This is a genomic window from Mycobacterium conspicuum (genome assembly GCF_010730195.1).
Taxonomy (GTDB): domain Bacteria; phylum Actinomycetota; class Actinomycetes; order Mycobacteriales; family Mycobacteriaceae; genus Mycobacterium; species Mycobacterium conspicuum.
Genome location: NZ_AP022613.1, coordinates 3,530,243 through 3,551,789, shown reverse-complemented (window position 1 = coordinate 3,551,789; position 21,547 = coordinate 3,530,243). Strand labels below are relative to the sequence as shown.

The window sequence follows — 21,547 nt, the reverse complement described above, 5'->3', positions numbered from 1 at the left end:
CGCTGCGACTTGTGTTGAGCCTCAACGGCGTCAGTGGCAATTGCGACGGCCCCGGTGATCAGATCTTCCCCACACTCGCGCCTGGGTGACTACACAGTGTCGGACCCCCGGGGCAGACTCGGCTCAGCCGACGCGACATCGGAGCTCGCGTCAAGGGAAATCGGGGCGGCATGGGCAACCGGGCGAACTTCGTCGTTGTGGAGAATCAGGATTGGCAGCTCTATTACGCGCACTGGGCCGGCGGCCGCATACTCGATGCGCTGATCGGCGGTCCAGGCTTGGCGCTGCGGTATGTGCAGACGCTGCGGCCGTGTCCGAAGAATGAGTGGGTCGACCCGGCATGGGCTGACGGCGGCGCGTTGGTGGATCTCGATCGTAGGCGTCTGTTGTTCTTTGGTGACACGCTCATGGTTGTCATGGCCGAACGTCGGGCCCTGATGCGTGTGCTCGCCGCGGTCTGGCCGGGCTATGCGGTCGGTTGGGCATACGACGGAACTGTCGAGCTGGCGGGATACGTGGGAGCGGAGTTGCCGCCCGACACTTGGGACCAGCAGCCAACCCTTCGGCTCGCCCGCGACCGAAACACGTTGTGCCATCTTGTTTCTGTTGTCGACGACACGGGACAACTCCGCATGTGGCCGTTATGGTGGCACCTCAGCAAGGCGTGGCATGGGCCCACATTGCTGGACAAACTGCCTGGCCGCGGGGTGCGACGCCTGACGCTCGGGATGATCCCCGAAGGCGGCGTCCATATCGACGTGCCACGAAAGACATTGGGAGCGTGGCAAACCGCCGATACCATGGGCATTTTCGAGGCGCTTCCGCGCTTGTGGCGTGGTTGGCAGGCGGAGTGCTGGGAAGATCGCTTCGAGGAACAGGCCAGCCGATGCAAGGGCGCCCTGCGGCTTCCCGAATTGGACTTGGCCGCCGGTATCGACAGTGCTCGGCAGCGGGTCCGCGACAGGGTGTTTCAGAGCTTCGCGGATAGTCCGAGCGGGCAAATCCGCAAACTGGCCGAGATGCTCGCGCCAATCCGGCCCGGTCTGGTGGTGAGCGATGACGCCCTCGCCAACTGTGCGGCGCGTCCGACCGAGGCTGAGTGGGCCCGCTTCGTCGGCGCGTGCGATTTGCTGCGGGGGGTCCGTGCTGAGTCGGCCTAATCGGACGCCCCGAGCTCGCTCGGCGCATCTATGCATCATGATGCACAGATGCTAGGATGTGGCGTGCGTACCACCATCGATCTCCCCGCCGACCTGCACAAACAGGCGCTGTCGATCGCGCGGGACACCCACCGGACGCTGAGCGAAACCGTCGCCGACCTCATGCGTCGCGGCCTGCGTGCCGCCGCCGGCACCGCCGAGATCTCGATAGATCCACGGACGGGCTTGCCTGTTGTCAGCGTGGGGACGGTCGTGACGTCGGAGGACGTGCGGTCATTGGAGGATGAGGAGTGACGGCGCTGCTTGACGCGAACGTGCTCATTGCACTGGTCGTCAGCGAGCATGTGCATCACGACGCCGCCGCGGAATGGCTATCGGCATCCTGGACAGAATTCGCCACGTGCCCGATCACACAGGGGAGACTTGTTCGGTTCCTGGTCCGGACGGGTCAGTCCGCGACGGCCGCTCGCGAAGTCGTCGCCGCAGTCCGGAGTGCGAACGGCCACGAGTTCTGGCCTGACGCTGTCTCTTTCGCCGACGTCGACGTCGGCGGTGTGGTCGGTCACCGACAGATAACGGATGCCTACCTCGCGCAGCTCGCACGCAGCCACAAGGGTCAGCTGGCCACTCTTGATAGCGGCTTAGCGCACCTGCACGACGACGTCGCGGTGCTCATCCCCACGGAAAGCTGAAATTGCCTGATCCGCACATAAATATAGAAGTGCCGCGGCTGATCGCCGAGGCCTCTCGCGGGGCATCGAGGTCCGCGTCTTCTACGTCGGGCTGGCCAGCGCCGACGCGCACATTGACCGGGTCCGCCAACGCGTCCGTGCCGGCGGGCATGACATTCCCGAAGACGCGATCCGCCACTGCTGCCCGTGCTGACCGAAGTGAAGGTCTACGACAACTCCGCGGACGCCGTGCTGCACCTGCGGCGACAAGCTCGCGCGCGTAAAAAGTTGTCGCTGTGAGGTGGACAAAGGTTGTGACAAGTGGGAAATTCCGCACAATGTTCCGAAATGCAAGAAGGCGGCGGTCTCAGCATCCCTGGCTCGCTACCTTCGCTTCGGTAGTCACATCCGCCCCAAGCGTCCCGGCTCCCGGGACACTCGACTGTTTGTCCACCTCTGAGCGACAACCGGGTTGAACACGAGCCGAACTGGCGCCCAAGGGATCTGAGCTTCACGACCACCGCCAGCACCGCCCGACATTGTCGCTCAGAGGCGGACAATTAGTCGTATGCCGCCCCGCCAGTGGCCACTGTGAAAGGTGAGAAAACGCCGGCGCCGGCGCGTCGCGTGTTCAGCCCGACGGAACGGGTTCCTCAAGTCCTGCGCCGACCACATCTGGCTCGGCTTCGTTAGGTTTGCCCCGGAACGGCTCGGCCAGCTGTGCCCCCAGGAACACCAGCCCGCGGCCGACGATCGCGAGTGCGCGGTTGGTGGTGCTCGCGGCGGCTCCGATGGTGGCGAATGCGGCATCCAGGACGCTGGGAACGTGAAAGTCCTCCCAGGCCTCGACCTGGTGGTGGCGGGCCTTGGCGAAATTGTCGAATTCGTCGCGCACGGCGCAACCGTGTCGGGCCAACTCGCGCACCGACCAGAATCGGAAGCCGTCGAAAGTGGCCGGCTTGACGAACCGGTCGAGCACTTCCCGCGCGCAGCCGTAGATAGAGACGTCTTCGCGGAGATGCCCGTCGACGAGCTCACGAGCCTCATCGATCGCTCGCAGCAGCTGCTCGGGTTGCGTCGCCTCGATTCGCGCGAGGTTGAGGCGCTGCCATTGGTGCAGCGCGCCTTCGGCGATAACCAGCAATCTCAACGTGTCACCAAGTCGGTTGTCGTTGAGCGCGTTTCGCAGCTTTCCGGCGCGGTGCTGCACGCCCAGGGCCTGATCGAAGGAGGCCAGGACGCGTCTGACATGGTTGCGTAATTGCTCGACGGTCACGTTGAGCGCCGGTCCCAAGGCGGCCACCGAATCCCAGTACGCATCGGGCAGCGACCCGTACTTGTCCAGCGATTCCACCATCCACGAAATCGTCAGACTATTGCCGAGCACGTCGCCGGCCCGCTGTGCCCGGGCCACTTCGAGCACCGACTCGACTTTGTCTTCCACGCGCCGGACGGCGTCTTCCACCTGGGCCACCGCGGACGTCAGCGCCACCTGCACCGCGATCATCTGCGCCGACATCATCGCTTCCGGGCCGAGCCCCGCCGGTCGCCACCGCAGCGGTGCCAGGAACTGGCCGGCGTCAGCGTCCGTCGTCATCCGAAAGCAGCCGTCGCCCAAGGGAATTAGATTGGCGTCCTTCAATGCATCGAGGCTGTCGCGATGCAGCTGCACGTACCGGCCGGAGTCGGCCAGTAGCGAGCCCAGCCTGCCCGCCGCGTTCGTGAGCGAGGCGCGCTCGACCCCGGCGACGCGCATGGCGTACCCGGCGGCCGCCCGCAGCCGCACCAAATAGGACTCGACAGCCGCGTCGTCACCGCCGACCAACAGGGTCTCGTCGTGGAGCGACACCACGACCTCGTCCGTATCGGTTGTGATCCACGGAGCGGACACCTCGGATGTGCTCATGGCACCCCCAAAAAATCCGAGAGTTAGCACAGATTTGACGACCAGTGATTGCGGACGTTACACGCGTGTGCCTACGCCGACTAGCGATTGGCCGTCTGTTGGGTAGGAATTCACCCGGCGGGCTGAACCGCAAGGTTGCGGGCGCCCTTGACATTGCGCAATCCCGAACAGTTGACGCAACCGACGCACCCGACGCAGTCGACGCAGCGCACACAGGCGACACAGCCGATGCAGCGGGTGCAGGCGATGCATGCCACGCACGCCACGCACTCGCGCACAAAAAGACACAGCACGGTCAAGAGACTGGTGACCACACCGACGCTGCCCGCCGTGCCCGCCGAACCCGCCACCGCGACGCTGCCCGCGGTGCCCGCCGAACCGGCCACCGCGACGCTGCCCGCGGTCGCCACCGAACCCGCGACCGCGACGCTGCCTCCGGTGGCGACCGACCCGGCCACGGCGACGCTGTCCATGGTGGCGATCGAGCCCACAATCGAGCCGCTTTCAGACGAGACCACCGAGTCGGTCAGGAGTGTCACCAGCTCATCATGTCAGTCGGAGCGCGCCGCACGTTGACGCGCCACGATGCACCTCCACCACAACGCGCCCATTCCTACGTTCGTAGCATGTCCGAAGTGGCGTCCCGTCAGTTGCGCAACGACACCGCGGGCGTGCTGCCGCGTGTGCGTGCAGGGGAGGACGTCACCATGACTGTTAACGGCCGTCCTGTCGCTGTTCTCACCGCAGTCCGACCGCAACGTCGGGGTTGGTTGTACAAAACAGAGTTCCTGTCGCGATTGCGCCGCGCTCAAGCCGATCCCGGGTTACCCGACGACCTGGCGGCTCTGGCAGGCGACACCACCGACGATCTCGGTCTGATCCGATGACGCCACGCCGGCCACAGGAGTGCTCGACACCTCGGTATTTATCGCGACCGAGAGCCGCCGCCAACTCGACGATTCGCTCATCCCAGAGGGTCGCACCATTGGTGACTGACGCAGAAGTCCGGCGCGCAACTGGCCGCCAAGCCCTGTCCTAGCTGGGCCTGCCCGGTGCGGGCCAGTAGCCGATGACGCCGCTGAATTCGAGGTCGGTCTGGGCGAAGGCATTGCCGATGGCTAACAGTGGTTCGCGGCTCAGCTGGGCGGCCGCATAAGTCATGCAGTCTCCGAAGTTCAGAGCCGCGGGGTGCCGACCCTTACCGTACTGCAAGAAGGCCCGTTGAGCCGCTGTGGCATGTTCTTCAGTGAAATGAACTACGCCTAAGGAGATTTCGTTGCGTAGGCGTTCAAAAACGGTGCGCGCCAACGGACCATGACGGGCGGTCAAGACGATTAAGCATTCGGCCACCGTGGGTGCCGACATGACCCGTTCGCGGGCGTTGGCCAGCGCGGCGACCACCTGGGTGGCGTAAGGTTCCTCGTCTTGAACCAGCGCCACGATGGCGCTTGTGTCGATCATCATCGTGGCGCTCAGACTCCGGTATCGGCGTCATAGCCAAGGATTTCCTCGCGTTCGCGCTTGGTGATCGGGCTGCGGTCGGTGAGTAACGGCCAGATTTCGGTGCGCATCACGTCCAAGAGCTGTGTTTCGCGGTCGCCAGCGCGCGATTCCAACAGTCCAAGCTGGGCACGAAGGGCTCGGCGAATGGCGTCGGTTTTGTTCGTTTGAAGCCGTGTCGCGAGTTCGTTCGCGAGCCGGTCCACCTCGGGATCTTTGATGTTCAGCGCCATATGGTAGATGGTACCATTGAGACCTAACTTCTACCATCGGGGTCAGCGTGGACCAGCGGGACCGGCTGCGGTAAGCACCATGTCCTTCCACGTCTTCGGTTTTGACGACCGCGCCAGGTCAGCCTGCCGGAACATCAGACCGTCGGGGGTGACGTACCGCCCGGTCGCTGGGTCATAACGAGCGGTGGCCACCGAAGGCCCAGAACCGTTGGGCACGAACGCACTTGGCGCCGTCGGCGGTTGGTTCACCGACCCCGGCGGTGGCGGCCCCGGCGGTGTTCCGGCCGGCGTCGCTCCCGGCGGCAGGGGCGTCCCGTCCAACGGACCGAAAATGTGTGGCGGGACCGTCACCCGGTCGTCGGGTGGCACACCCTGCGCCAACAGATTCGGGTCCAGCGGCGACGGCCCCAGCACGTGCTGCCGCATCGCCAACGGCTCGTAGGGCTTGTCGCTGTTGCAGATCTCGACCGTCGGCGCCCGCTTTCCCGGGTGGCCCATGCACGGATTGTTGCGCACGCCGCGCACGGCGATGGGAGCGTCTTGCGGCAGTTTGCAATACAGGTTGTCGGGGGTGTCGATCGTGGTGGTGTCGGCCGGCGAACGCCACTGCGAGGGCGGCAGGAATCCCACCGTGCACGCGGGCGGGTCGGCGATCGTCAGGGTGAATCCGCCGACGGCCAGCCCGGTCGGGTTGTTGGTGACGCCATAGGAGCTGTACGCCGCGACCGTCGGGGGCAGCAACACCAGCAGTTGCTCCAGCGACGGATGGTAGGTCACGCCAATCTGGCCGATGGTCGTCAGGTTGGCCAGCAACACCGGCAGGGTGGGCTTCAACTGGGTCAGCAGCCGCGAAACCTCTTGGGAGAAATCGGGTCCGGTGCGCAGCAGCTTGCGAAACTGCGGATCGTCGGTCACCAACTGATCGGTGACACCGGCCAGGTTGTGCGCCCAGCGCCGCGTCGCATCGCTGGTCTGGGTCTGCGCATCCAGGAACGGGACGGCGTCATCGGCCAGCGCGCGGGTATGGCCGGCGGTGTCGTTAGCGTCGTGCGAGATTCTGGTCGATGAGTCGAGCAGGGTCTGCAGGTCGTAGCCGGATCCGTTGAAACCCCTGAATGATTCGTCGAGCAGTTGGGAGAGTTTGTCTTTGGGGATGCTGTCGGTCAGCGCGCTGAGCTTGTCCAGCATCGGCCCCACGGGTGGCGGGATGGAGGTGTCACGCGCCTGGATCACCGACCCGTCGCGCAGGTAGGGTCCCGATTCCGAGCGCGGCACCAGGTCGATGTATTGCTCGCCGACCGCGGAAATGCTGCGCACCGCGGCGTGCACATCGGCCGGAATCTTCGGCGAGGTGTCGATCGCCAGCGTCGCCTCGGCACCGTCGGCCGTCGGACCCACGGCGGTCACCTTGCCGATCTGCACGCCCCGGTAGGTGACGTTGCTGAACCGGTACAGGCCGCCGGTTTCGGGCAACTCCAGCTTCACGTTGAGCTTGCCGATCCCGAGCAGCGTCGGCACCTGCATGTACTCGAAGAACATCGCCGCCATGCCGGTGAGCCCGACGGCGATGAAGATCGCCAGCTGAATCCGGACGAAACGCGTGAGCATCAGCCGGGTCCCGGATGATCAAGCGGCGCAATGGGACTCATGTCGGACCCCGCGAACGCCGGCGGCGGCGGCGCCGCGGCCGGCGGCCCGGATCCCGGCAGCGCCGGCGGGGTGAGGCCCACGCTCATCGGGTCCCTGGTGTAGCTCTGATACCACGGATCGCCCGGGGCGGGCACCAGCGGCGCGTCGGGATCTCCCCAGCGGGTGCCGCCGCCGATCGTTCTCTTCAACCGGGGCACGGTCATGTCGATGACGGCGAAGACATTGAAGTAGTCGCCGCGGATGGCGCGGTCGACGAAGTTCTGGGTGAACGGGAAGGTGGGGATGTAGCCCAGCAGAATGGGCAGCTCCGGTCCCACGTCGACGAGCGCGCGGATGGTCGGCTCGAGATTTTGCAGATTCTTGACCAGGTCGGCCTGGGTGTCGTTGACCAGCCGGGTCGCGGTATCGCTGAAGACGTGCAGCTTTTCCAGCGCGGCGGTCAAGCGTGGGCGTTCCCGAATCAACACATCCAGCGCCGGCGGTATCTTGCGCAGCGCGTCCGAAATCACCTCGCGCTGCGACGCGAACGTGCCGGCGAGTCGGTTCAACGCGTCGATGGACGCGATGATCTTCTCGCGCTGCTGATCCAACACTCCGACGAAGTCGTCGAGCCGCGTCAACAGTTCCCGGACGTCGTTCTCGTGGCCGGACAACGCGGCGCTGAAGTTGTGCACGATGTCGCCGACCTGCCCCAGGCCTCCGGAGTTCAGCACGACCGAAAGCGCCGAAAGCGTCTGCTCCGTAGAGGGATACGATGACGACCTGTCCAGCGGAATCGTTGCCCCGGCCTCGAGCCGGCCCTGCGGTCGCTGGCCGAGCGGGGGATTGAGTTCGACGTGCATCGAACCCAACAAGCTGGTCTGCCCGACGGTGGCTACCGCGTTCGCGGGCACCACGGCATCGGGTTTGACCGAGACCTCGATGTCGGCGTGATCGCCCCGGACCCGCATCTTGCCGACGCTGCCCACCACGACGTCGGCCATCATCACGGGCGAATTCGATTCCAGCGTACCGATATTCGCGACCTCGATGTGGTAGACGTTGGCGTGCGGTCCGCGGCCCACCGCGCCCGGCAGCGGCAGCGAGTTGACACCCTGAAACGCGCAGCCGCCGACAGCGGCGGCGCATGCCGCGATGCCCAGTGCCCGAGTGACGCTCACGGCGCGGTCCCCTGAGCGGGGGGAGGCGGACCTACCGCCGGCAACAACAAGTCGGACAAGCTCTTCGGCGCCGAATCATTCATCCCGTTGTACGCCGAAATTGCCGGGGGAGCCTCGGGTGGTCCCGGAGCCGGCCCCCCGGCGCCGGGCGCGAGATTCGGCTCGGCGTAGATGATTTTGCCGGGACTCGCGATCTGTTGCAGGATCAGGTTGGTCGGAATGGGTAGCTCGTTGAAGTTCGCGGTGCGGGCTCCGGGGCCGAGGTATTCGGCGCACAGCTTGCCCGTTTCGCCCGCGGTGACGTTGGCCAGCGCCCCGATCTCATCGCAGATGAAATGCGTTGGATTGGCGAAGTTTTGGATGATGAAGCTTCCCATGGCTCCGGGCACGTTGGGGTTGTAGATGTTGTAACCGTTGGCGAACGCGGTGGGCGCGGCGTGCAGGATGTTTTCCACATCCAGGTGATGGTCGACGAGCACCTGAGTGACATCGGCGAGCCGCTGCAGCTGCGTGGCGGCCTTGTCGCGGCTGCCGGCGATGAAGCGTTTCACCTCGCCGACCGCGACGGACAGATTCGACAGCGCCGCATCGAGATCGGATCGGCTGTCGTTGAGCACGCTGCTCAGCGTCGCCAGCCGGTTTTGGAATTGCACGATCTGTTGATTGCTGTCGCGCAGCGTGGTGACGAAGTTTTGCAGGTTCTTGATGACATCGACAATGTTGCCGCTGCCGTTGGCCAAAATGCGGCTGATCCCGGACAGCTGCGCGAGGGTCTGGTGCAGCTTTTCGCCGTTGCCGTCCAGCGCGTTGGCGGCGCTGTCGATGAACCGGCTGACCGACGTCGACGATACCGGGCCTGACGGCCCCAAATCGGTTGCCAGCCGGGTCAATTGCGTGGTGACCTCGTCCCATTCGACGGGTATCGCGGTGCGGTCTTGGTCGATCACCGCGCCGTCACGCATCTTGGGTCCGGTCTTGTGGTAGGCGGGCGTGAGCTGGACGTAGCGCGCCGCCACCAAATTCTGCGCGACGATCACCGCCTTCGCGTCGGCCGGGACCGGCACGGCGCGATTGACCCGTAAGACCAACTTGGCCCGGCTCGGCTGGGGCTGCACCGACGACACGGTGCCGACCTTGACGCCGGACACGCGGACGTCGTCACCGGCATAAATGCCGGTCGCCGACGGGAAATAGGCGGTGATCGTCAGCGGCCGAAAGAACGTCTCGCGAACCAGGAAGGCGCCGGCGCCCACGAGAAGCCCCACCAACAGCACCGCCGTCGCCAATCGCCTAATCATCGTGTGGCCCCGGGATGCCTTGCGGAATACCATTGTGCGGCCAGGGGAACAGGGCGCGCGGCAGGTGCGGGTCATGGCGGCGGAACCCGAAGTAATAGTCGAAGAACGGCTGGATCAGTTCCGGGATCGCCAGGTTGGGCACGAAGGCGTTGTAATAGAAACCGTTGGCCACCGCCTCGCCCGAGGTGAACTCGTATTTCTTCAGGCCGGGCAACGCCTTGGAGAGGTTGTCGCGGTTCTTTTCCAGCACTGCGGCAACGGAATTCAACCGGTCCAATGTGGGCGCCAGCTTGCTTTCGTTGTCGGCCACCAGCCCGGACAGCTCCTTGGCGACGGCGGACACGTTGGCCAGCAGGTCGCCGATCGCATTGCGGCGCTGCACCAGCACGTCGAGCAGCGCGTTGCCGTCCAGGATCAACGAGTTGACCTGTTGGTTGTGCCCCGAAAGGATTCCCGTGAGATCGGAGGCGCTCTTGAGCAGCGCGTCCAGGGTTTCACCCCGGTTGTTGATCGCCCGCGACAGCTTGGTAAGCCCTTCGAACGTCGGACTCAATTGCGGGGCAATCTGGTCGATCGTTGCCGAAAGCGCGTCCAGCGAGTGGTTGAGGCTGTCGGTGCTCGTCGAAGCCAGATTCGTGGTCAGCTCCGAAACCGCCGCGCTCAGCGAGTAGGGCGACGATGTCCTCGTCATCGGTATGACGTCGGACGCACGCATCCGGCCGCTACCCGTCGGCTCCAACGTCAGCACCCGTGCGCCCAGCAGCGAACCGGTCCGGATGTGGGCACTGGTCAGCGATCCGAGCCGCACCTTGCTGCTCACCCCGAACGTGACCAGCGCGTCGCCGTCGCGCAGCGAGACATCGGAAACCGTGCCGACCTTGACGCCCGACACCAACACGTTGTTGCCGGCCGCGAGCCCGCCGGCCTCGGAAAACAGCGCCTGATAATGGATCGTCGTCGCCCAGGCCAGCAGCCGCTCGGGTGCCAGCCCCACCGCGGTGACCAGCACGATCAGAACCGCGCCGATGAAGCCCGACCGAATGTGTTTGGCGTCACGGTATCTCAGCATCAGGGCTCCGCACACCTTCCCTCGGTTTGCCGCAGCCACGGGAAAACCGCGGTCCGGCCCTGCAGATCGGAGACGCGGAACATCAACCCGCAGATGTAGTAGTTGACGAAGCTGCCGTAGGCACCGGTCCGCGCGATCTTGCGGTAGTTGCCGGGCGCCCGCTGCAGGGCGTCATCGAGGTAGCCGTTGCCCTTTTCGAGCACCGGCGCCAAGCGATTCAACTGGTCGACCGTTCCCGCCAGCGGTGGGCGCGCTGTGCTCAGCAGGTCGGCGATCGACGCGGTACCGGTGTCCAGCGCCGTGATGGCGTCACCGATGGGGTCGCGGTCGTGGGACAGATCGGTGACCAGACGCTGCAGGTGCTCGATCGCGCCGGAGAACTGATTGCCTTGTTGGGCAAGGGTTTGCACCACGGTGTTGAGGTTGTCGATCAACTTCTCGACGGCTTGATTTTTGGCGGCGACATCGTTGGAAAACGACGACGTCTTCGCCAGCAGCGACTGCAGAGTCTGGCCCTCGCCCTGAAACACCTGCAGCAGCGCGGCGGCCAGCGCGTTGACGTCATGCGGATTCAGGCCTCGGATAACGGGTTTCAGCCCGCCGAGCAGCAAATCGAGATCCAGCGAGGGCATGGTGTGGTCGACCGGAATCTGTGATCCGGCGGGCAGCACCCGCATCGATCCCGGGCCGATGATCAGTTCGAGGTAGCGATCGCCGACCAGGTTGAGGTAGCGCACGGCGGCCTTGCTGCCCGACGTGAGGGCGACGTCGTCGTCGGCGTCGAATTTCACCAGGACCGTGTTGTCGGGCCGCAGCGCGACGGCGCGAACCGTGCCGACCCGAATTCCGGCTACCCGCACCGAATCTCCGGTCTTCAGCTGCGAGGCGTCGGCGAAGATCGCGGAGTACCCGTGCGTGGGGCCGTTGCGGAACTGGCCGAAGATGAAGAATAGCGAGGTGGTCAACATGATCATCACGACGGCAAAGATGCCGAATTTCACCAGTATTCGGCTCATCCGGGTTGCCCGATCTGTGCGGTGTTGCGCGGTGGCCCATCGATCGGTCCGTACAGGATCTGCTTGAGTAGGTCGGAGTTCAGCAGAATCCCCGGGTTGTTGTACTGCCAGGGGTCGGCGCCGACGTTGGCGACATCAAACGGCGGAAACGTGTTGTATGCCACCGGCAATTCGTGTTCGCACTGCGGGCCGCCCTTGGCGGCGACCTTGGGCAGGTTCCTCGGGTAGCGGTAACGCTCGGCGCCCAGCGCGATGCCGCCCAGCACTTCGAGGCCGGGCACCGGGGTGGGCGGCTGCTTGGCCAACGGGAACATGCCCTTCAGCGAGCAGGTCAGCGCCTCGTGGTACTCGTTGGTCAGATCGGTGGTGGGCACCAGCAGGTGCATGACATCGGTGAGTGCCTGCCGGTTGGTGCCCACGACGTCGTTACCCATGTCGGCCAGGCCGATCGTGCTGATCAGAAACGCGTCGAGGTTTTGCTGCTCGTCGACGATGGACTGGCTGACCTTCGTCGTATTGGCAATGGTCTTAACGAGATCCGTTGCCGCATCGGCGTAACCGAGGGACACGTCGGCGGTGGCTGCGAGGTCGTGGCTCAGGTTCGGCAGGCTCGGCTCGAACTTGGCCAGAAATGCGTTCAGGTCGGTGAACAGTTGGCCGAGCTGACCGCCCCGCCCGTTGAGCGAGGTGGCCAACGCGCCGAGCGTTTCGTTGAGCTTGGCCGGGTCGATCTTGGCCAGCACCGAAGTGAGTTCCTGGAAGACCGTGTTGATCTCGACGGTGACCCGATCGGCGTCGAGGACCTGGCCGGCGCGCAGGCGTTGCGCGGAGGGGTCTTGGGGCGGGATCAACTGGACGAATTTCGCGCCGAATGCCGTCGTCGCGACGATGTTGACGAGGACATTGGCGGGAATGAGGCGGAGCCGGGACGGGTCGAGGGCCAGTTGAATCGCCGCCTGGCCGTTGGGCATGTCGTGGATGGACGCGACGGCGCCGACCGGAGCGCCGTGCAGTTTGACCTTGGCGCCGGGGTTCATCATCAGACCCGCGCGGTCGGAAACCACCGTCACCGGCACGGTCTCGGTGAATCCGCCGCGGAACTGTGTCAGGGCGATGGCGACGACCGCGGCGAAGACGACGACGGTGGCCAGGCCCGCCAGCGGACGACCGTACGAGCGGCGGATCGCCCGCTGTCCGGCCGGAACGCTGAGGGTCACCTACGCTCCTTTGCCGCAGGGGAGCACGAAATGCCAAGTGCCCCAACGGCCTACTGCAGTCAGAGCTCGCGATGTGATACAAATCTCATGTTAGTAGCGAGCAGAACGATACAACCGTTGTGCTCAAAGTACAAGACTGCTTTACACGAGAGTGTCGTTCTACACTGGCCACTGCCGACACGCCAGCAGAGGAGCATCGTGACCGGTTTCCCCGTCCGGACCGTCTCGCCGGAATTGGCGCAACGCTACGCAGACCAAGGATGGTGGACCGGCGACACCCTCGGCGACCTGCTGGGGCGCGGGCTCAAGGACAACCCGCAGGTCACGTTCCACGTCCACTCGGCGCAGCGCCCGTTTTCCGGCACCTATGGCGAGGTCGAACTGCAGGCGCGCCGGCTTGCCGCCGGACTGCGGGCGCGCGGCGTCGGTCCCGGCGACGTCATCGCCTTCCAACTGCCGAACTGGGTGGAGGCCGCGGTCACCTTCTGGGCGTCGGCGTTCCTCAGCGCGGTGGTCGTCCCGATCGTCCACTTCTACGGGCCCAAGGAGCTGCGCTACATCCTGGGCACCGTGAAGCCCAAGGTGTTTATCACCGCCGAAGGGTTCGGGCGGATGACGTATGAGCCCGATGTCAGCGCCGACGTGCCGATCGTCGGGGTGGTGGGTGCGAGCTTCGACGCGCTCCTGGACACCGAGCCGATGACCGACACGTTGGCGACCGATGCCGCCAACCCCGCACTGATCGCGTTCACGTCGGGAACCACCAGCAATCCCAAGGGCGTGATCCACAGCCATCAATCGCTGGATTTTGAGACCCGCCAATTGCTTTCGAACTACCCGCCGGGACGCGGCCGGCAACTCACGGCACTGCCCGTCGGACACTTCATCGGCATGCTCGGCGCCTTCCTGATCCCGGTAATCGAGGGCGCGCCAATCGATCTCACCGACGTCTGGGACCCCGACAAGGCGATCGACCTGATGGAAAGCGACGGCGTGGCGCTCGGCGGCGGGCCGCCCTACTTCGTCACCAGCCTGCTCGACCATCCTCGGTTCACCGACGAGCACCTGCAGTACATCAAGTACCTGGGCCTCGGCGGGTCCACCGTTCCCGCGGCCGTCACGCGCCGGCTGGCCGATCTCGGCATCCTCGTCCACCGCTCCTACGGCAGCAGCGAACACCCGTCTATCACCGGCTCGCACTGGACCGCGCCGGAGGACAAGCGGCTGTTCACCGACGGCGAAGCGCGGCCAGGCGTGGAGGTCCGGCTGGCCGACGACGGCGAAATCCTCTCGCGCGGACCGGATTTGTTCATCGGCTACACCGATCCCGCTTTGACCGCGAAGGCCTTTGACGACGACGGGTGGTATCACACCGGCGACATCGGGGTGATGGACGAGGATGGCTTTATCACCATCACCGACCGCAAGTCCGACATCATCATCCGCGGCGGCGAGAACATCAGCGCGCTGGAGCTCGAGGAGATCCTGCTCGGGCTGCCGGCCGTCGCCGAGGCCGTGGTGGTGTCCGCGCCCGACGCCCGGCTGGGCGAGCACGCCGCCGCGATGCTGCGCCTCAAGCCGGGGCACACGAAGCCTTCGTTGCCCGAGGTCCGCGCGCACTTCGAGCGCGCGGGCGTCGCCAAGCAGAAATGGCCCGAGGAGCTGCACGAGGTCGATGACTTCCCGCGCACGGCCAGCGGCAAGGTGCAGAAATTCGTGGTGCGTGAGCGGATTCGCGACCAATCGCCCGCGAGCCGAACGTGACTGCGAAATTCCGCGTGAGTTTCCGCAGTGCGGTTCGGCTCGCGAATGGCGAGAGTTGAACTTCTGTGGCGAGTAGAATATCGTTCTACCTCGAGCTGATTGTTTAGGAGTGTGGTGACCATCCTCGCGGAGCAGCGCACCTATATCGCCGGCCGCTGGGTTACCGGCGATGACGTGGTCAGCGTCGAAAATCCGGCCGACGAGAGCCACGTCGCCGACATCACCGCCACCCCGCTGGTCGAGGTGGAGCGCGCGATCGCCGAGGCGCGCCGCAGCTTCGACTCCGGCGTGTGGGCGGACATGGCGCCCGCCGAGCGGGCGCGGGTGCTGCACGCGTTCATCGATCACATCGAGGGCGCCAGCGAGGAGTTGGTGCCGACGATGGTCGCCGAGGCCGGTCAGTCGACGTTTTTCGCCGACTGCACCCAGCTGCGCGCTGGAGCGACGATCGGGCGCCAAACGATCGGGCTGTACCTGTCGATGTCGCACGAGGAAGCCAGCCCGGTTCCCGTCGACGACCTGACGCGCGGCCGGGTGGCGCTGAGCATTCGCCGCCACGAACCGGTCGGCGTGGTCACCGCGATCACGCCGTACAACGCGGCGCTGATCATGGGCTTTCAGAAGCTGATTCCCGCGTTGATGGCCGGCAACTCGGTGATTCTGCGGCCCAGCCCGCTGACGCCGATCTCGTCGCTGATCTTCGGCCGTGCCGCGGACGCCGCAGGCCTGCCGCCGGGGGTGCTGAGCGTGGTGGTGGAGTCGGGCACCGCCGGCGCGGAGCTGCTGACCAGCCACCCGGGTGTGGACATGGTGTCGTTCACCGGGTCGACGCTGGCGGGCCGCAAGATCCTGGCCCAGGCGGCCCCCACCGTCAAACGGGTGTCGCTGGAACTCGGCGGCAAGTCGGCGCAGATCTATTTGCCGGACGCGGTGGAGCGCGCGGCGGGCGGCGCGATGATCGTGGTCGCCAGCACGGCCGGGCAGGCCTGCGTGGCCGCCACCAGAATGCTTGTGCCGCAAGACCGTAAGGCCGAGGTGCTGGAGGCCGTCAGCGCGACGTACAAGTCGATCAAGGTCGGCCCGCCCACCGACGCGTCGGCGATGATGGGCCCGGTCATCAGCGCCGCGCAGCGCGCCAAGTGCGAGCAGTACGTGAAGCTGGCCGAGGAGCACGGCGGCAAGGTGTACTGCGGCGGCGGCCGGCCGGCTGGACTGGACCGCGGCTACTACTTCGAGCCCACCGTGCTGGATCTGCCGAGCAACGCCAATCCCGCTGCGCAGGAAGAGATCTTCGGCCCGATCATCGGCGTGCTGGGCTACCGCGACGTCGACGACGCGGTGGCGATCGCCAACGACAGCATCTATGGGTTGTCCGGTCAGGTATATGGCGCCGATGCGGCGGCCGCGGTCGCCGTGGCGCGTCGGTTGCGCACCGGTGCGGTCAATGTCAACACCAGCGTGTTCTCGGCCTACGCACCCAGCGGGGGCTACAAGCAGAGCGGTCTGGGCCGCGAACGCGGCCCGGACGGGATCCGCGAATTCCAGGAGGTAAAGCACATGTCGATCGGAGAACTCAAGTGAGCGAATACGACCTGAACTGGTTGATCTCGGTCGACGACCACATCCTCGAACCGCCGAACCTGTGGGTCGACCGCGTCGCCGCCAAGGACCGCGACCGGGCGCCACACATGGAAAAGAACGACGACGGCATCGACAACTGGGTGTACGACGGGAAGCGCTACCCGAACTCGGGCCTGAGCGCCGTGGTCGGCAAGTCCAAGGAGGAGTTCAGCCCGGAGCCGCTGTCCTACTCCGAGATGCGGCCGGGCTGCTATGACGCCAAGGCCCGCGTCGAGGACATGGACCGCTCGGGCGTGCTTGCGTCGCTGTGCTTTCCGACCATCACCCGGTTCTGCGGGCAGCTGTTCATGGAGGCCAGCGACCGCGAATTCGGCTTCGAATGCCTGCAGCACTACAACGACTGGCTGGTCGAGGAGTGGTGTGGCGCCGCGCCGGGCCGCTACATCCCGCTGATGCTGATTCCGATGTGGGACCCCAAGCTCGCCGCCAAGGAGATGGAGCGGATGGCGGCCAAGGGCGTGACGTCGTTCGCATTCTCGGAGAACCCGGAACCCTTGGGGCTGCCCACGATTCACGACCCCGACGGCTACTGGGAGCCGGTGATGGCGGCGGCCAACGAGCTGGAGATGGTCGCCAGCATGCACGTGGGTTCGTCGTCGACTTTGCCCAAGATCTGTTCGGACGCGCCGTTCATGGCCAACCTGACCTGGGGTGCGTCGCGCACGTCGGGCACCATGCTGTCCTGGCTGTTCAGCGGGATGTTCCAGCGCTACCCGAAGCTCAAGATCGCGTTGTCCGAGGGTGAGATGGGCTGGATGCCCTACTTCCTGGAGCGCGCCGAGCAGGTGCTCGACAAGCAGCGGTATTGGGTGATGCGCGGCGCGAAGTTCGACACCCACGCCGGTGCCGGCAAGGCGATCGACCTGGACACCCTCGACATCCGGGAAACCTTCCGTAACCACATCTTTGGCTGCATCATCGAGGACCGCCACGCCGTCCGGAGTCTGGACGAGCTGGGCGAGGACAACATCATGTGCGAGACGGACTACCCGCATTCGGACTCGACCTGGCCGGACTGCATCGACGTTGCCCGCAGCACCATGAAGGACCTGCCGGAGCACGTGCAGTACAAGCTGCTGCGCGGCAATGCCGAACGGCTGTACCGGTTTACGCCGGCCGAGCCTCCGGTCCTAGCGAGCGCTTGATGGCCGGGGTACTCGAGGGCAAGAGCGCCATCGTCACCGGCGCGGGGTCCGGCGTGGGCCGGGTGTCGGCGCTGCGGTTCGCCGAGGAAGGCGCCCGGGTGGTCGCGGCGGACATCGATGCCGAGCACGCGAAAGACACCGTGCGCCAGATTGAGTCGGTCGGTGGCATGGCCATCGCCATCGGCACGGACGTCTCGGATGAGCAGCAGGTGCAGGCGATGATCGCGGCGGCGGTCGACCAGTACGGGCGGCTCGACATCCTGTTCAACAACGTGGGCATCCCGACGCCGCGGCTCGGCATGACGTTCGAGGACCATTCGCTCGAGGACTTCAACCGGCTGGTCGCGGTCAACCTCGGCGGGGTGTTCCTCGGCTGCAAGTACGCTGTGCTGCGCTTCAAGGAGCAGGGTGACGGCGGCGTGATTCTCAACACGGCCTCGGTGGCCGGGCTGGTGGGCTGGGGCGGCACGGTCTACGGCGCCACCAAGGGCGGGGTCATCCAGCTCACCCGCGGCGTCGCAATCGAGGCCGCTCCCTTCGGGATTCGGGTCAACGCCATCTGCCCGGCCGCCATGCCGCTGACTGGGTTCATGGCCGCCGGTGGGTTGCAGGTCGACGCCGAGCAGCAGGCCGAGATCGCCAAAGCCGTTGGCGGGCAACACCCGTTGGGTCGCGCGATCACCGCCGAAGACTGCGCCGAGGCCGCGCTGTATCTGGTCTCCGACGCGTCGCGCAACGTCACCGGGGTGGCTTTGCCGGTCGACGGTGGGTTCGTGGCCCGATGACCGCACCCGCGCTGGACCGCGACCGGCTGCGGGAGCTGTTCGACCTGCGCAGCTCCTACAACGCCTGGGCCGGTGGCGCTTACGAGGACGATCCCTATCCGGTGTGGCACCGGTTGCGCGAAGAGGGACCTGTGCTGCCCGGCGTCCTGCACGAGCTCACCGGTAGCACGGACATGATGTTCTTTCACGGGCTGCCGTACCCGGACAGCCCGCATTTCACTGTGTTCGACTACGACACGTGCATGGCCGTTTACCGCAACCCGGAGGTGTTCGCGTCGTCTCCCGATCCTGTCGACCTCGAGGGCGGTCCGCTGGGCCTGACCAACAGCATGCTCTCGATGAACGGCGAGCAGCACAAGCGTTATCGCGCCCTGGTGCAGCCGTCGTTCCTGCCGGCGAATGGCAAGTGGTGGATTGACAATTGGATCACCGAAACCGTGGATCTGCTGGTCGACGGCATCGCGCATGAAGGACGCGCCGAGCTCAATGTCGACTTCTGTGCGGCCATCCCGGTGCTGACCATCACCGGCAGCTTCGGCGTGCCCGTCGAGCAGGCGCTCGACATCCGGGAGGCGCTGGCGCGGGATCCGCAAAAGGTGGTCGACATCCTCAAGCCCGTCATTGCCGCCCGCCGCGCGGAGCCCCGCGACGACCTGATCAGCATCCTGGTGCAGGCCGAGCTGACCGACGAGAACGGCGGCACCACCCGACTCACCGATCGCGAAATCGATTCCTTCGTACTGCTTTTGCTGGGCGCGGGCTCGGGAACCACCTGGAAGCAGATGGGCACCACGATCACAACGCTGTTGCAGCGGCCCGAGGTCTTGGACGCGGTGCGGGCCGACCGGCAGCTGCTGCGCGCCGCCATCGAGGAGTCGGTGCGCTGGATGCCCACCGACCCGATGTTCTCCCGCTGGGTGATCGCCGACACCGAGCTCGCCGGCGTGAAAATCCCGGCGGGATCGGTCGTGCACCTGGCACTCGGTGCGGCCAATCGGGACCCGACTCGATGGGACCGTCCCGACGAATACGACATCACCCGAAAGTTCCGGCCGTCGTTGGGTTTCGGGCAGGGCGTGCACATCTGCCTCGGCATGCACGTCGCTCGGGCAGAGATGACCATTGCGATCTCGGCGCTGCTGGACAGGCTGCCGAACCTGCGGCTGGATCCCGACGCCGAACCGCCCCGCATCATCGGGATGTACGAGCGCGGAGCGACCGCCATACCCGTGCTCTTCGATAAGGCGTGACATGTCTGATTACTCCCAGCCCGACCTGACGCTGCTCGGCGACGATCACATCCGCGCGTACCGGGACAGCGGCGGCGAGGTCGGCTACCTCTGGAACGGCGTGCCCACGCTCCTGCTCACCACGACCGGTCGTCGCACCGGCGAGCCCCGCACGTCGGCGCTGATCTTCGCCCGCGACGGGGTCGACTACCTGATCGTGGCCTCCAAGGGCGGAATGCCGACTCACCCGATGTGGTACCTGAATTTGCAAGCCAACCCGGCGGCCAAGATCCAGGTCAAGGCTGACGAATTCGCCGTCGTCGCGCGCACCGCGTCGGCGGCCGAGAAGCCGCGGTTGTGGAAGATCGTCACCGAGGTCTGGCCCAACTATGACGTCTACCAGACACGCACGGACCGCGAGATTCCCGTCGTGATACTCACACCGGCATGACGGCCGCTAGCATGACTTCGGTGTCACGAGCCGAAGAACGGGCCGCCCAGCGGTCAGCGGCCGTCCAGCGGTCGCGCACCCGCATCGCCAACCAGGTGCGGTCGATGCTCGACGCGGCCCTGCGGCTCATCCGAATCAAGGGCGATGCCTTCACGACCCAAGAACTGGTCAAAGAGGCCGGCGTTGCGCTGCAGACGTTCTACCGCTACTTCGCCAGCAAGGACGAGCTGCTGCTGGCGGTGATCGCCGACGCGATGACCGACGCCTGCGCGCGCTGGTCCGAGGCCGCCGGCGAGCTGGATGGTCCCGTCGAGCGGTTGCACTTTTACGTCACCGCCGTCATTGACGTGCTCGACAGCGAGGGTGGTGGCGGTGAGACGGCCCGGTTCGTGGTGTCGACGCGGTGGCGGTTGCATCGCATCTTTCCCGACGAGCTCGCCGAGGCGGAAAAGCCGTTCGTTGACTTGTTGCTCGGTGAAATCAATGCCGGTGTCGACGCCGGTCTGCTGCGCCCCGCGGATCCAAAATGGGCGGCCTGGTTCATCGTCGAACTGGTTCGGTCGGTGTACCACTACTACGCGTACGTGCCGAGGCAGCCCGACGTCAAGGAACAGTTGTGGGAGTTCTGTCTCACCGCACTCGGCGGCAAGGCGAGGTAGCTATGCCGCACGCGAGACCGGAGGAACTGCCCAGCGGCGGGGGCGGGCGATGGCCCTTGGCCGGTGACGGTTTCCGCTCCGTGCAGTGGGGCGACATGGAGGTCGGCTACACCACCACCGGGCCGCTGGATTGCACGCAGCTCTACCAAATTGGCGGGCTTCCCGGCGGGGTGTGCACCTGCCCGCACTACGGGTACATCTTCGAAGGATCAATTCGCGCAACGTATCCCAACACCGACTGGGCCGACGAGGTGGCGTGCGCGGGGGAGGTGTACTTCTTTCCCGCCGGGCACATTCTGATCTATCCCGAAGCGACGCGCGCCCTGGAGCTCAATCCGGCGTTCGCGCTGCAGCAGTGCATGGACGCGATGCAAAGGGCCGGGGAGAGAGCGGCCGGCCCCCGGCTGGGTGGCATATGACCGTTTGTCCACCTCTGAGCGACAACGTCGCGCGCTCAAGCGAACTTGTCGCTCGGAGGCGGACAACTACGTATGTGCCTCGGATTGGAGACGCCTGTGACGGACGTGACTCACAGGCGCGACAGCGTGAACGGATAGGTGAGGGTTCCGCCGGGGGCGCCGTCGCACCCCGCGTCGAAGGAGGACTCGAGCGAGCCGGCCAGCGTGACCGCGTCCCAGGTGTATACGTCGTGCGTGGGAATGGTTGTGCCGTAATAGATATTGTCGCAGCGCAGGCCGTCGGGGACATCGACGGTCAAGGTGTAGCGGCCGTTGGCCAGCTGCGCGTCGCCCGCGTAGTTGAACGCCCTTCCCACCGGCATGGCGATGGCGTTCACGTGAACACATGCGCCGGGGCAGGCACTGATCGCCCATGTCCAGGTGTGGAAGTCGTATCTGCCCACGATCTGCAGGCTGTAGTTCCCGAGCGTCATATTGGCCTGAGCGACCGGTACGGGCGCCAGCGCGAATATGCCCGCGAGTATCGCGGCGAGTTGTCGCGGAGATCGCATGACGCTCCTCATCTTTGGTAGAT

General features: G+C 65.7%; 23 protein-coding genes and 1 pseudogene. 13 read left to right on the top strand and 11 right to left on the bottom strand.

Annotation, left to right across the window (positions count from 1 at the left end; translation table 11 throughout):
- Nucleotides 1-170: 170 nt before the first annotated feature.
- The 3 genes from G6N66_RS29595 to G6N66_RS16450 all read left to right on the top strand — a co-directional run bounded on the left by G6N66_RS29595 (nucleotide 171) and on the right by G6N66_RS16450 (nucleotide 1,852).
- Nucleotides 171-1,160 carry a hypothetical protein gene (locus tag G6N66_RS29595; RefSeq protein ID WP_232079328.1) on the top strand — a complete coding sequence of 330 codons (990 nt, stop codon included), beginning with the start codon at nucleotides 171-173 and terminating at the stop codon, nucleotides 1,158-1,160.
- A gap of 63 nt (nucleotides 1,161-1,223) precedes the next feature.
- Nucleotides 1,224-1,454 carry an antitoxin gene (locus tag G6N66_RS16455; protein WP_085231147.1) on the top strand — a complete coding sequence of 77 codons (231 nt, stop codon included), beginning with the start codon at nucleotides 1,224-1,226 and terminating at the stop codon, nucleotides 1,452-1,454.
- Nucleotides 1,451-1,852: a TA system VapC family ribonuclease toxin gene (locus G6N66_RS16450; protein ID WP_085231146.1), complete on the top strand. Its 402-nt coding sequence runs from the start codon at nucleotides 1,451-1,453 to the stop codon at nucleotides 1,850-1,852. Before G6N66_RS16455 ends, G6N66_RS16450 begins: the two co-directional genes overlap by 4 nt.
- 610 nt (nucleotides 1,853-2,462) lie before the next feature.
- On the opposite strand, the gene G6N66_RS16445 is transcribed toward G6N66_RS16450, so the two are convergent.
- Together G6N66_RS16445 and G6N66_RS16440 are read right to left on the bottom strand one after the other, a co-directional pair.
- Entirely contained in the window at nucleotides 2,463-3,737 is a 1,275-nt protein-coding gene (locus G6N66_RS16445) for a hypothetical protein (RefSeq protein WP_085231145.1), read from the bottom strand.
- Nucleotides 3,738-3,847: 110 nt separating this feature from the next.
- A complete protein-coding gene (locus tag G6N66_RS16440) occupies nucleotides 3,848-4,210 on the bottom strand; it encodes a hypothetical protein (protein ID WP_085231277.1) in 363 nt (120 codons plus the stop codon).
- A gap of 153 nt (nucleotides 4,211-4,363) precedes the next feature.
- Here G6N66_RS16440 and G6N66_RS16435 point away from each other — a divergent pair, with 153 nt between their 5' ends.
- Together G6N66_RS16435 and G6N66_RS29030 are read left to right on the top strand one after the other, a co-directional pair.
- Nucleotides 4,364-4,624, top strand: coding sequence for a type II toxin-antitoxin system Phd/YefM family antitoxin (locus G6N66_RS16435; RefSeq protein ID WP_085231144.1), 261 nt, complete (start codon nucleotides 4,364-4,366; stop codon nucleotides 4,622-4,624).
- Nucleotides 4,625-4,643: 19 nt separating this feature from the next.
- A pseudogene (locus tag G6N66_RS29030) lies at nucleotides 4,644-4,712 on the top strand (VapC toxin family PIN domain ribonuclease); the annotation flags it as partial.
- Between the two features lie 60 nt (nucleotides 4,713-4,772).
- Here the strand turns inward: G6N66_RS29030 and G6N66_RS16425 are convergent.
- From G6N66_RS16425 to G6N66_RS16390, 8 genes are read right to left on the bottom strand one after another with little or no spacing between them, the layout of a single operon-like run.
- Nucleotides 4,773-5,201 carry a type II toxin-antitoxin system VapC family toxin gene (locus G6N66_RS16425; RefSeq protein ID WP_085231143.1) on the bottom strand — a complete coding sequence of 143 codons (429 nt, stop codon included), beginning with the start codon at nucleotides 5,199-5,201 and terminating at the stop codon, nucleotides 4,773-4,775.
- Nucleotides 5,202-5,209: 8 nt separating this feature from the next.
- Nucleotides 5,210-5,470, bottom strand: a complete 261-nt coding sequence (locus G6N66_RS16420; RefSeq protein ID WP_085231142.1) for a type II toxin-antitoxin system VapB family antitoxin — start codon at nucleotides 5,468-5,470, stop codon at nucleotides 5,210-5,212.
- Between the two features lie 42 nt (nucleotides 5,471-5,512).
- A complete protein-coding gene (locus tag G6N66_RS16415) occupies nucleotides 5,513-7,078 on the bottom strand; it encodes an MCE family protein (RefSeq protein ID WP_085231141.1) in 1,566 nt (521 codons plus the stop codon).
- Entirely contained in the window at nucleotides 7,078-8,280 is a 1,203-nt protein-coding gene (locus G6N66_RS16410) for an MCE family protein (protein WP_085231140.1), read from the bottom strand. Before G6N66_RS16410 ends, G6N66_RS16415 begins: the two co-directional genes overlap by 1 nt.
- Nucleotides 8,277-9,578: an MCE family protein gene (locus G6N66_RS16405; RefSeq protein ID WP_085231139.1), complete on the bottom strand. Its 1,302-nt coding sequence runs from the start codon at nucleotides 9,576-9,578 to the stop codon at nucleotides 8,277-8,279. The genes G6N66_RS16410 and G6N66_RS16405 overlap by 4 nt, the downstream gene beginning before the upstream one ends.
- Nucleotides 9,571-10,647 carry an MCE family protein gene (locus G6N66_RS16400; protein WP_085231276.1) on the bottom strand — a complete coding sequence of 359 codons (1,077 nt, stop codon included), beginning with the start codon at nucleotides 10,645-10,647 and terminating at the stop codon, nucleotides 9,571-9,573. The genes G6N66_RS16405 and G6N66_RS16400 overlap by 8 nt, the downstream gene beginning before the upstream one ends.
- Nucleotides 10,647-11,663: an MCE family protein gene (locus G6N66_RS16395; RefSeq protein ID WP_085231138.1), complete on the bottom strand. Its 1,017-nt coding sequence runs from the start codon at nucleotides 11,661-11,663 to the stop codon at nucleotides 10,647-10,649. The genes G6N66_RS16400 and G6N66_RS16395 overlap by 1 nt, the downstream gene beginning before the upstream one ends.
- Nucleotides 11,660-12,880: an MCE family protein gene (locus tag G6N66_RS16390; protein ID WP_085231137.1), complete on the bottom strand. Its 1,221-nt coding sequence runs from the start codon at nucleotides 12,878-12,880 to the stop codon at nucleotides 11,660-11,662. The genes G6N66_RS16395 and G6N66_RS16390 overlap by 4 nt, the downstream gene beginning before the upstream one ends.
- Before the next feature lie 198 nt (nucleotides 12,881-13,078).
- Between G6N66_RS16390 and G6N66_RS16385 the strand changes: the two genes are divergently transcribed.
- The 8 genes from G6N66_RS16385 to G6N66_RS16350 all read left to right on the top strand — a co-directional run bounded on the left by G6N66_RS16385 (nucleotide 13,079) and on the right by G6N66_RS16350 (nucleotide 20,973).
- Entirely contained in the window at nucleotides 13,079-14,644 is a 1,566-nt protein-coding gene (locus tag G6N66_RS16385) for an AMP-binding protein (protein WP_085231136.1), read from the top strand.
- A 114-nt stretch (nucleotides 14,645-14,758) separates the two neighbouring features.
- Nucleotides 14,759-16,225: an aldehyde dehydrogenase family protein gene (locus G6N66_RS16380; protein WP_085231275.1), complete on the top strand. Its 1,467-nt coding sequence runs from the start codon at nucleotides 14,759-14,761 to the stop codon at nucleotides 16,223-16,225.
- Nucleotides 16,222-17,430 carry an amidohydrolase family protein gene (locus tag G6N66_RS16375; protein WP_085231135.1) on the top strand — a complete coding sequence of 403 codons (1,209 nt, stop codon included), beginning with the start codon at nucleotides 16,222-16,224 and terminating at the stop codon, nucleotides 17,428-17,430. The genes G6N66_RS16380 and G6N66_RS16375 overlap by 4 nt, the downstream gene beginning before the upstream one ends.
- Nucleotides 17,430-18,215, top strand: coding sequence for an SDR family NAD(P)-dependent oxidoreductase (locus tag G6N66_RS16370; protein WP_085231134.1), 786 nt, complete (start codon nucleotides 17,430-17,432; stop codon nucleotides 18,213-18,215). Before G6N66_RS16375 ends, G6N66_RS16370 begins: the two co-directional genes overlap by 1 nt.
- Nucleotides 18,212-19,465, top strand: a complete 1,254-nt coding sequence (locus G6N66_RS16365; RefSeq protein ID WP_085231133.1) for a cytochrome P450 — start codon at nucleotides 18,212-18,214, stop codon at nucleotides 19,463-19,465. Before G6N66_RS16370 ends, G6N66_RS16365 begins: the two co-directional genes overlap by 4 nt.
- Before the next feature lies 1 nt (nucleotide 19,466).
- A complete protein-coding gene (locus G6N66_RS16360; protein ID WP_085231132.1) occupies nucleotides 19,467-19,895 on the top strand; it encodes a nitroreductase family deazaflavin-dependent oxidoreductase in 429 nt (142 codons plus the stop codon).
- 11 nt (nucleotides 19,896-19,906) lie between these two features.
- Nucleotides 19,907-20,554, top strand: a complete 648-nt coding sequence (locus G6N66_RS16355; RefSeq protein WP_232079524.1) for a TetR/AcrR family transcriptional regulator — start codon at nucleotides 19,907-19,909, stop codon at nucleotides 20,552-20,554.
- Between the two features lie 2 nt (nucleotides 20,555-20,556).
- Nucleotides 20,557-20,973, top strand: a complete 417-nt coding sequence (locus tag G6N66_RS16350) for a cupin domain-containing protein (protein WP_232079327.1) — start codon at nucleotides 20,557-20,559, stop codon at nucleotides 20,971-20,973.
- A gap of 110 nt (nucleotides 20,974-21,083) precedes the next feature.
- Here the strand turns inward: G6N66_RS16350 and G6N66_RS16345 are convergent, their stop codons facing one another.
- A complete protein-coding gene (locus G6N66_RS16345; protein ID WP_085231273.1) occupies nucleotides 21,084-21,446 on the bottom strand; it encodes a hypothetical protein in 363 nt (120 codons plus the stop codon).
- Nucleotides 21,447-21,547: the final 101 nt, after the last annotated feature.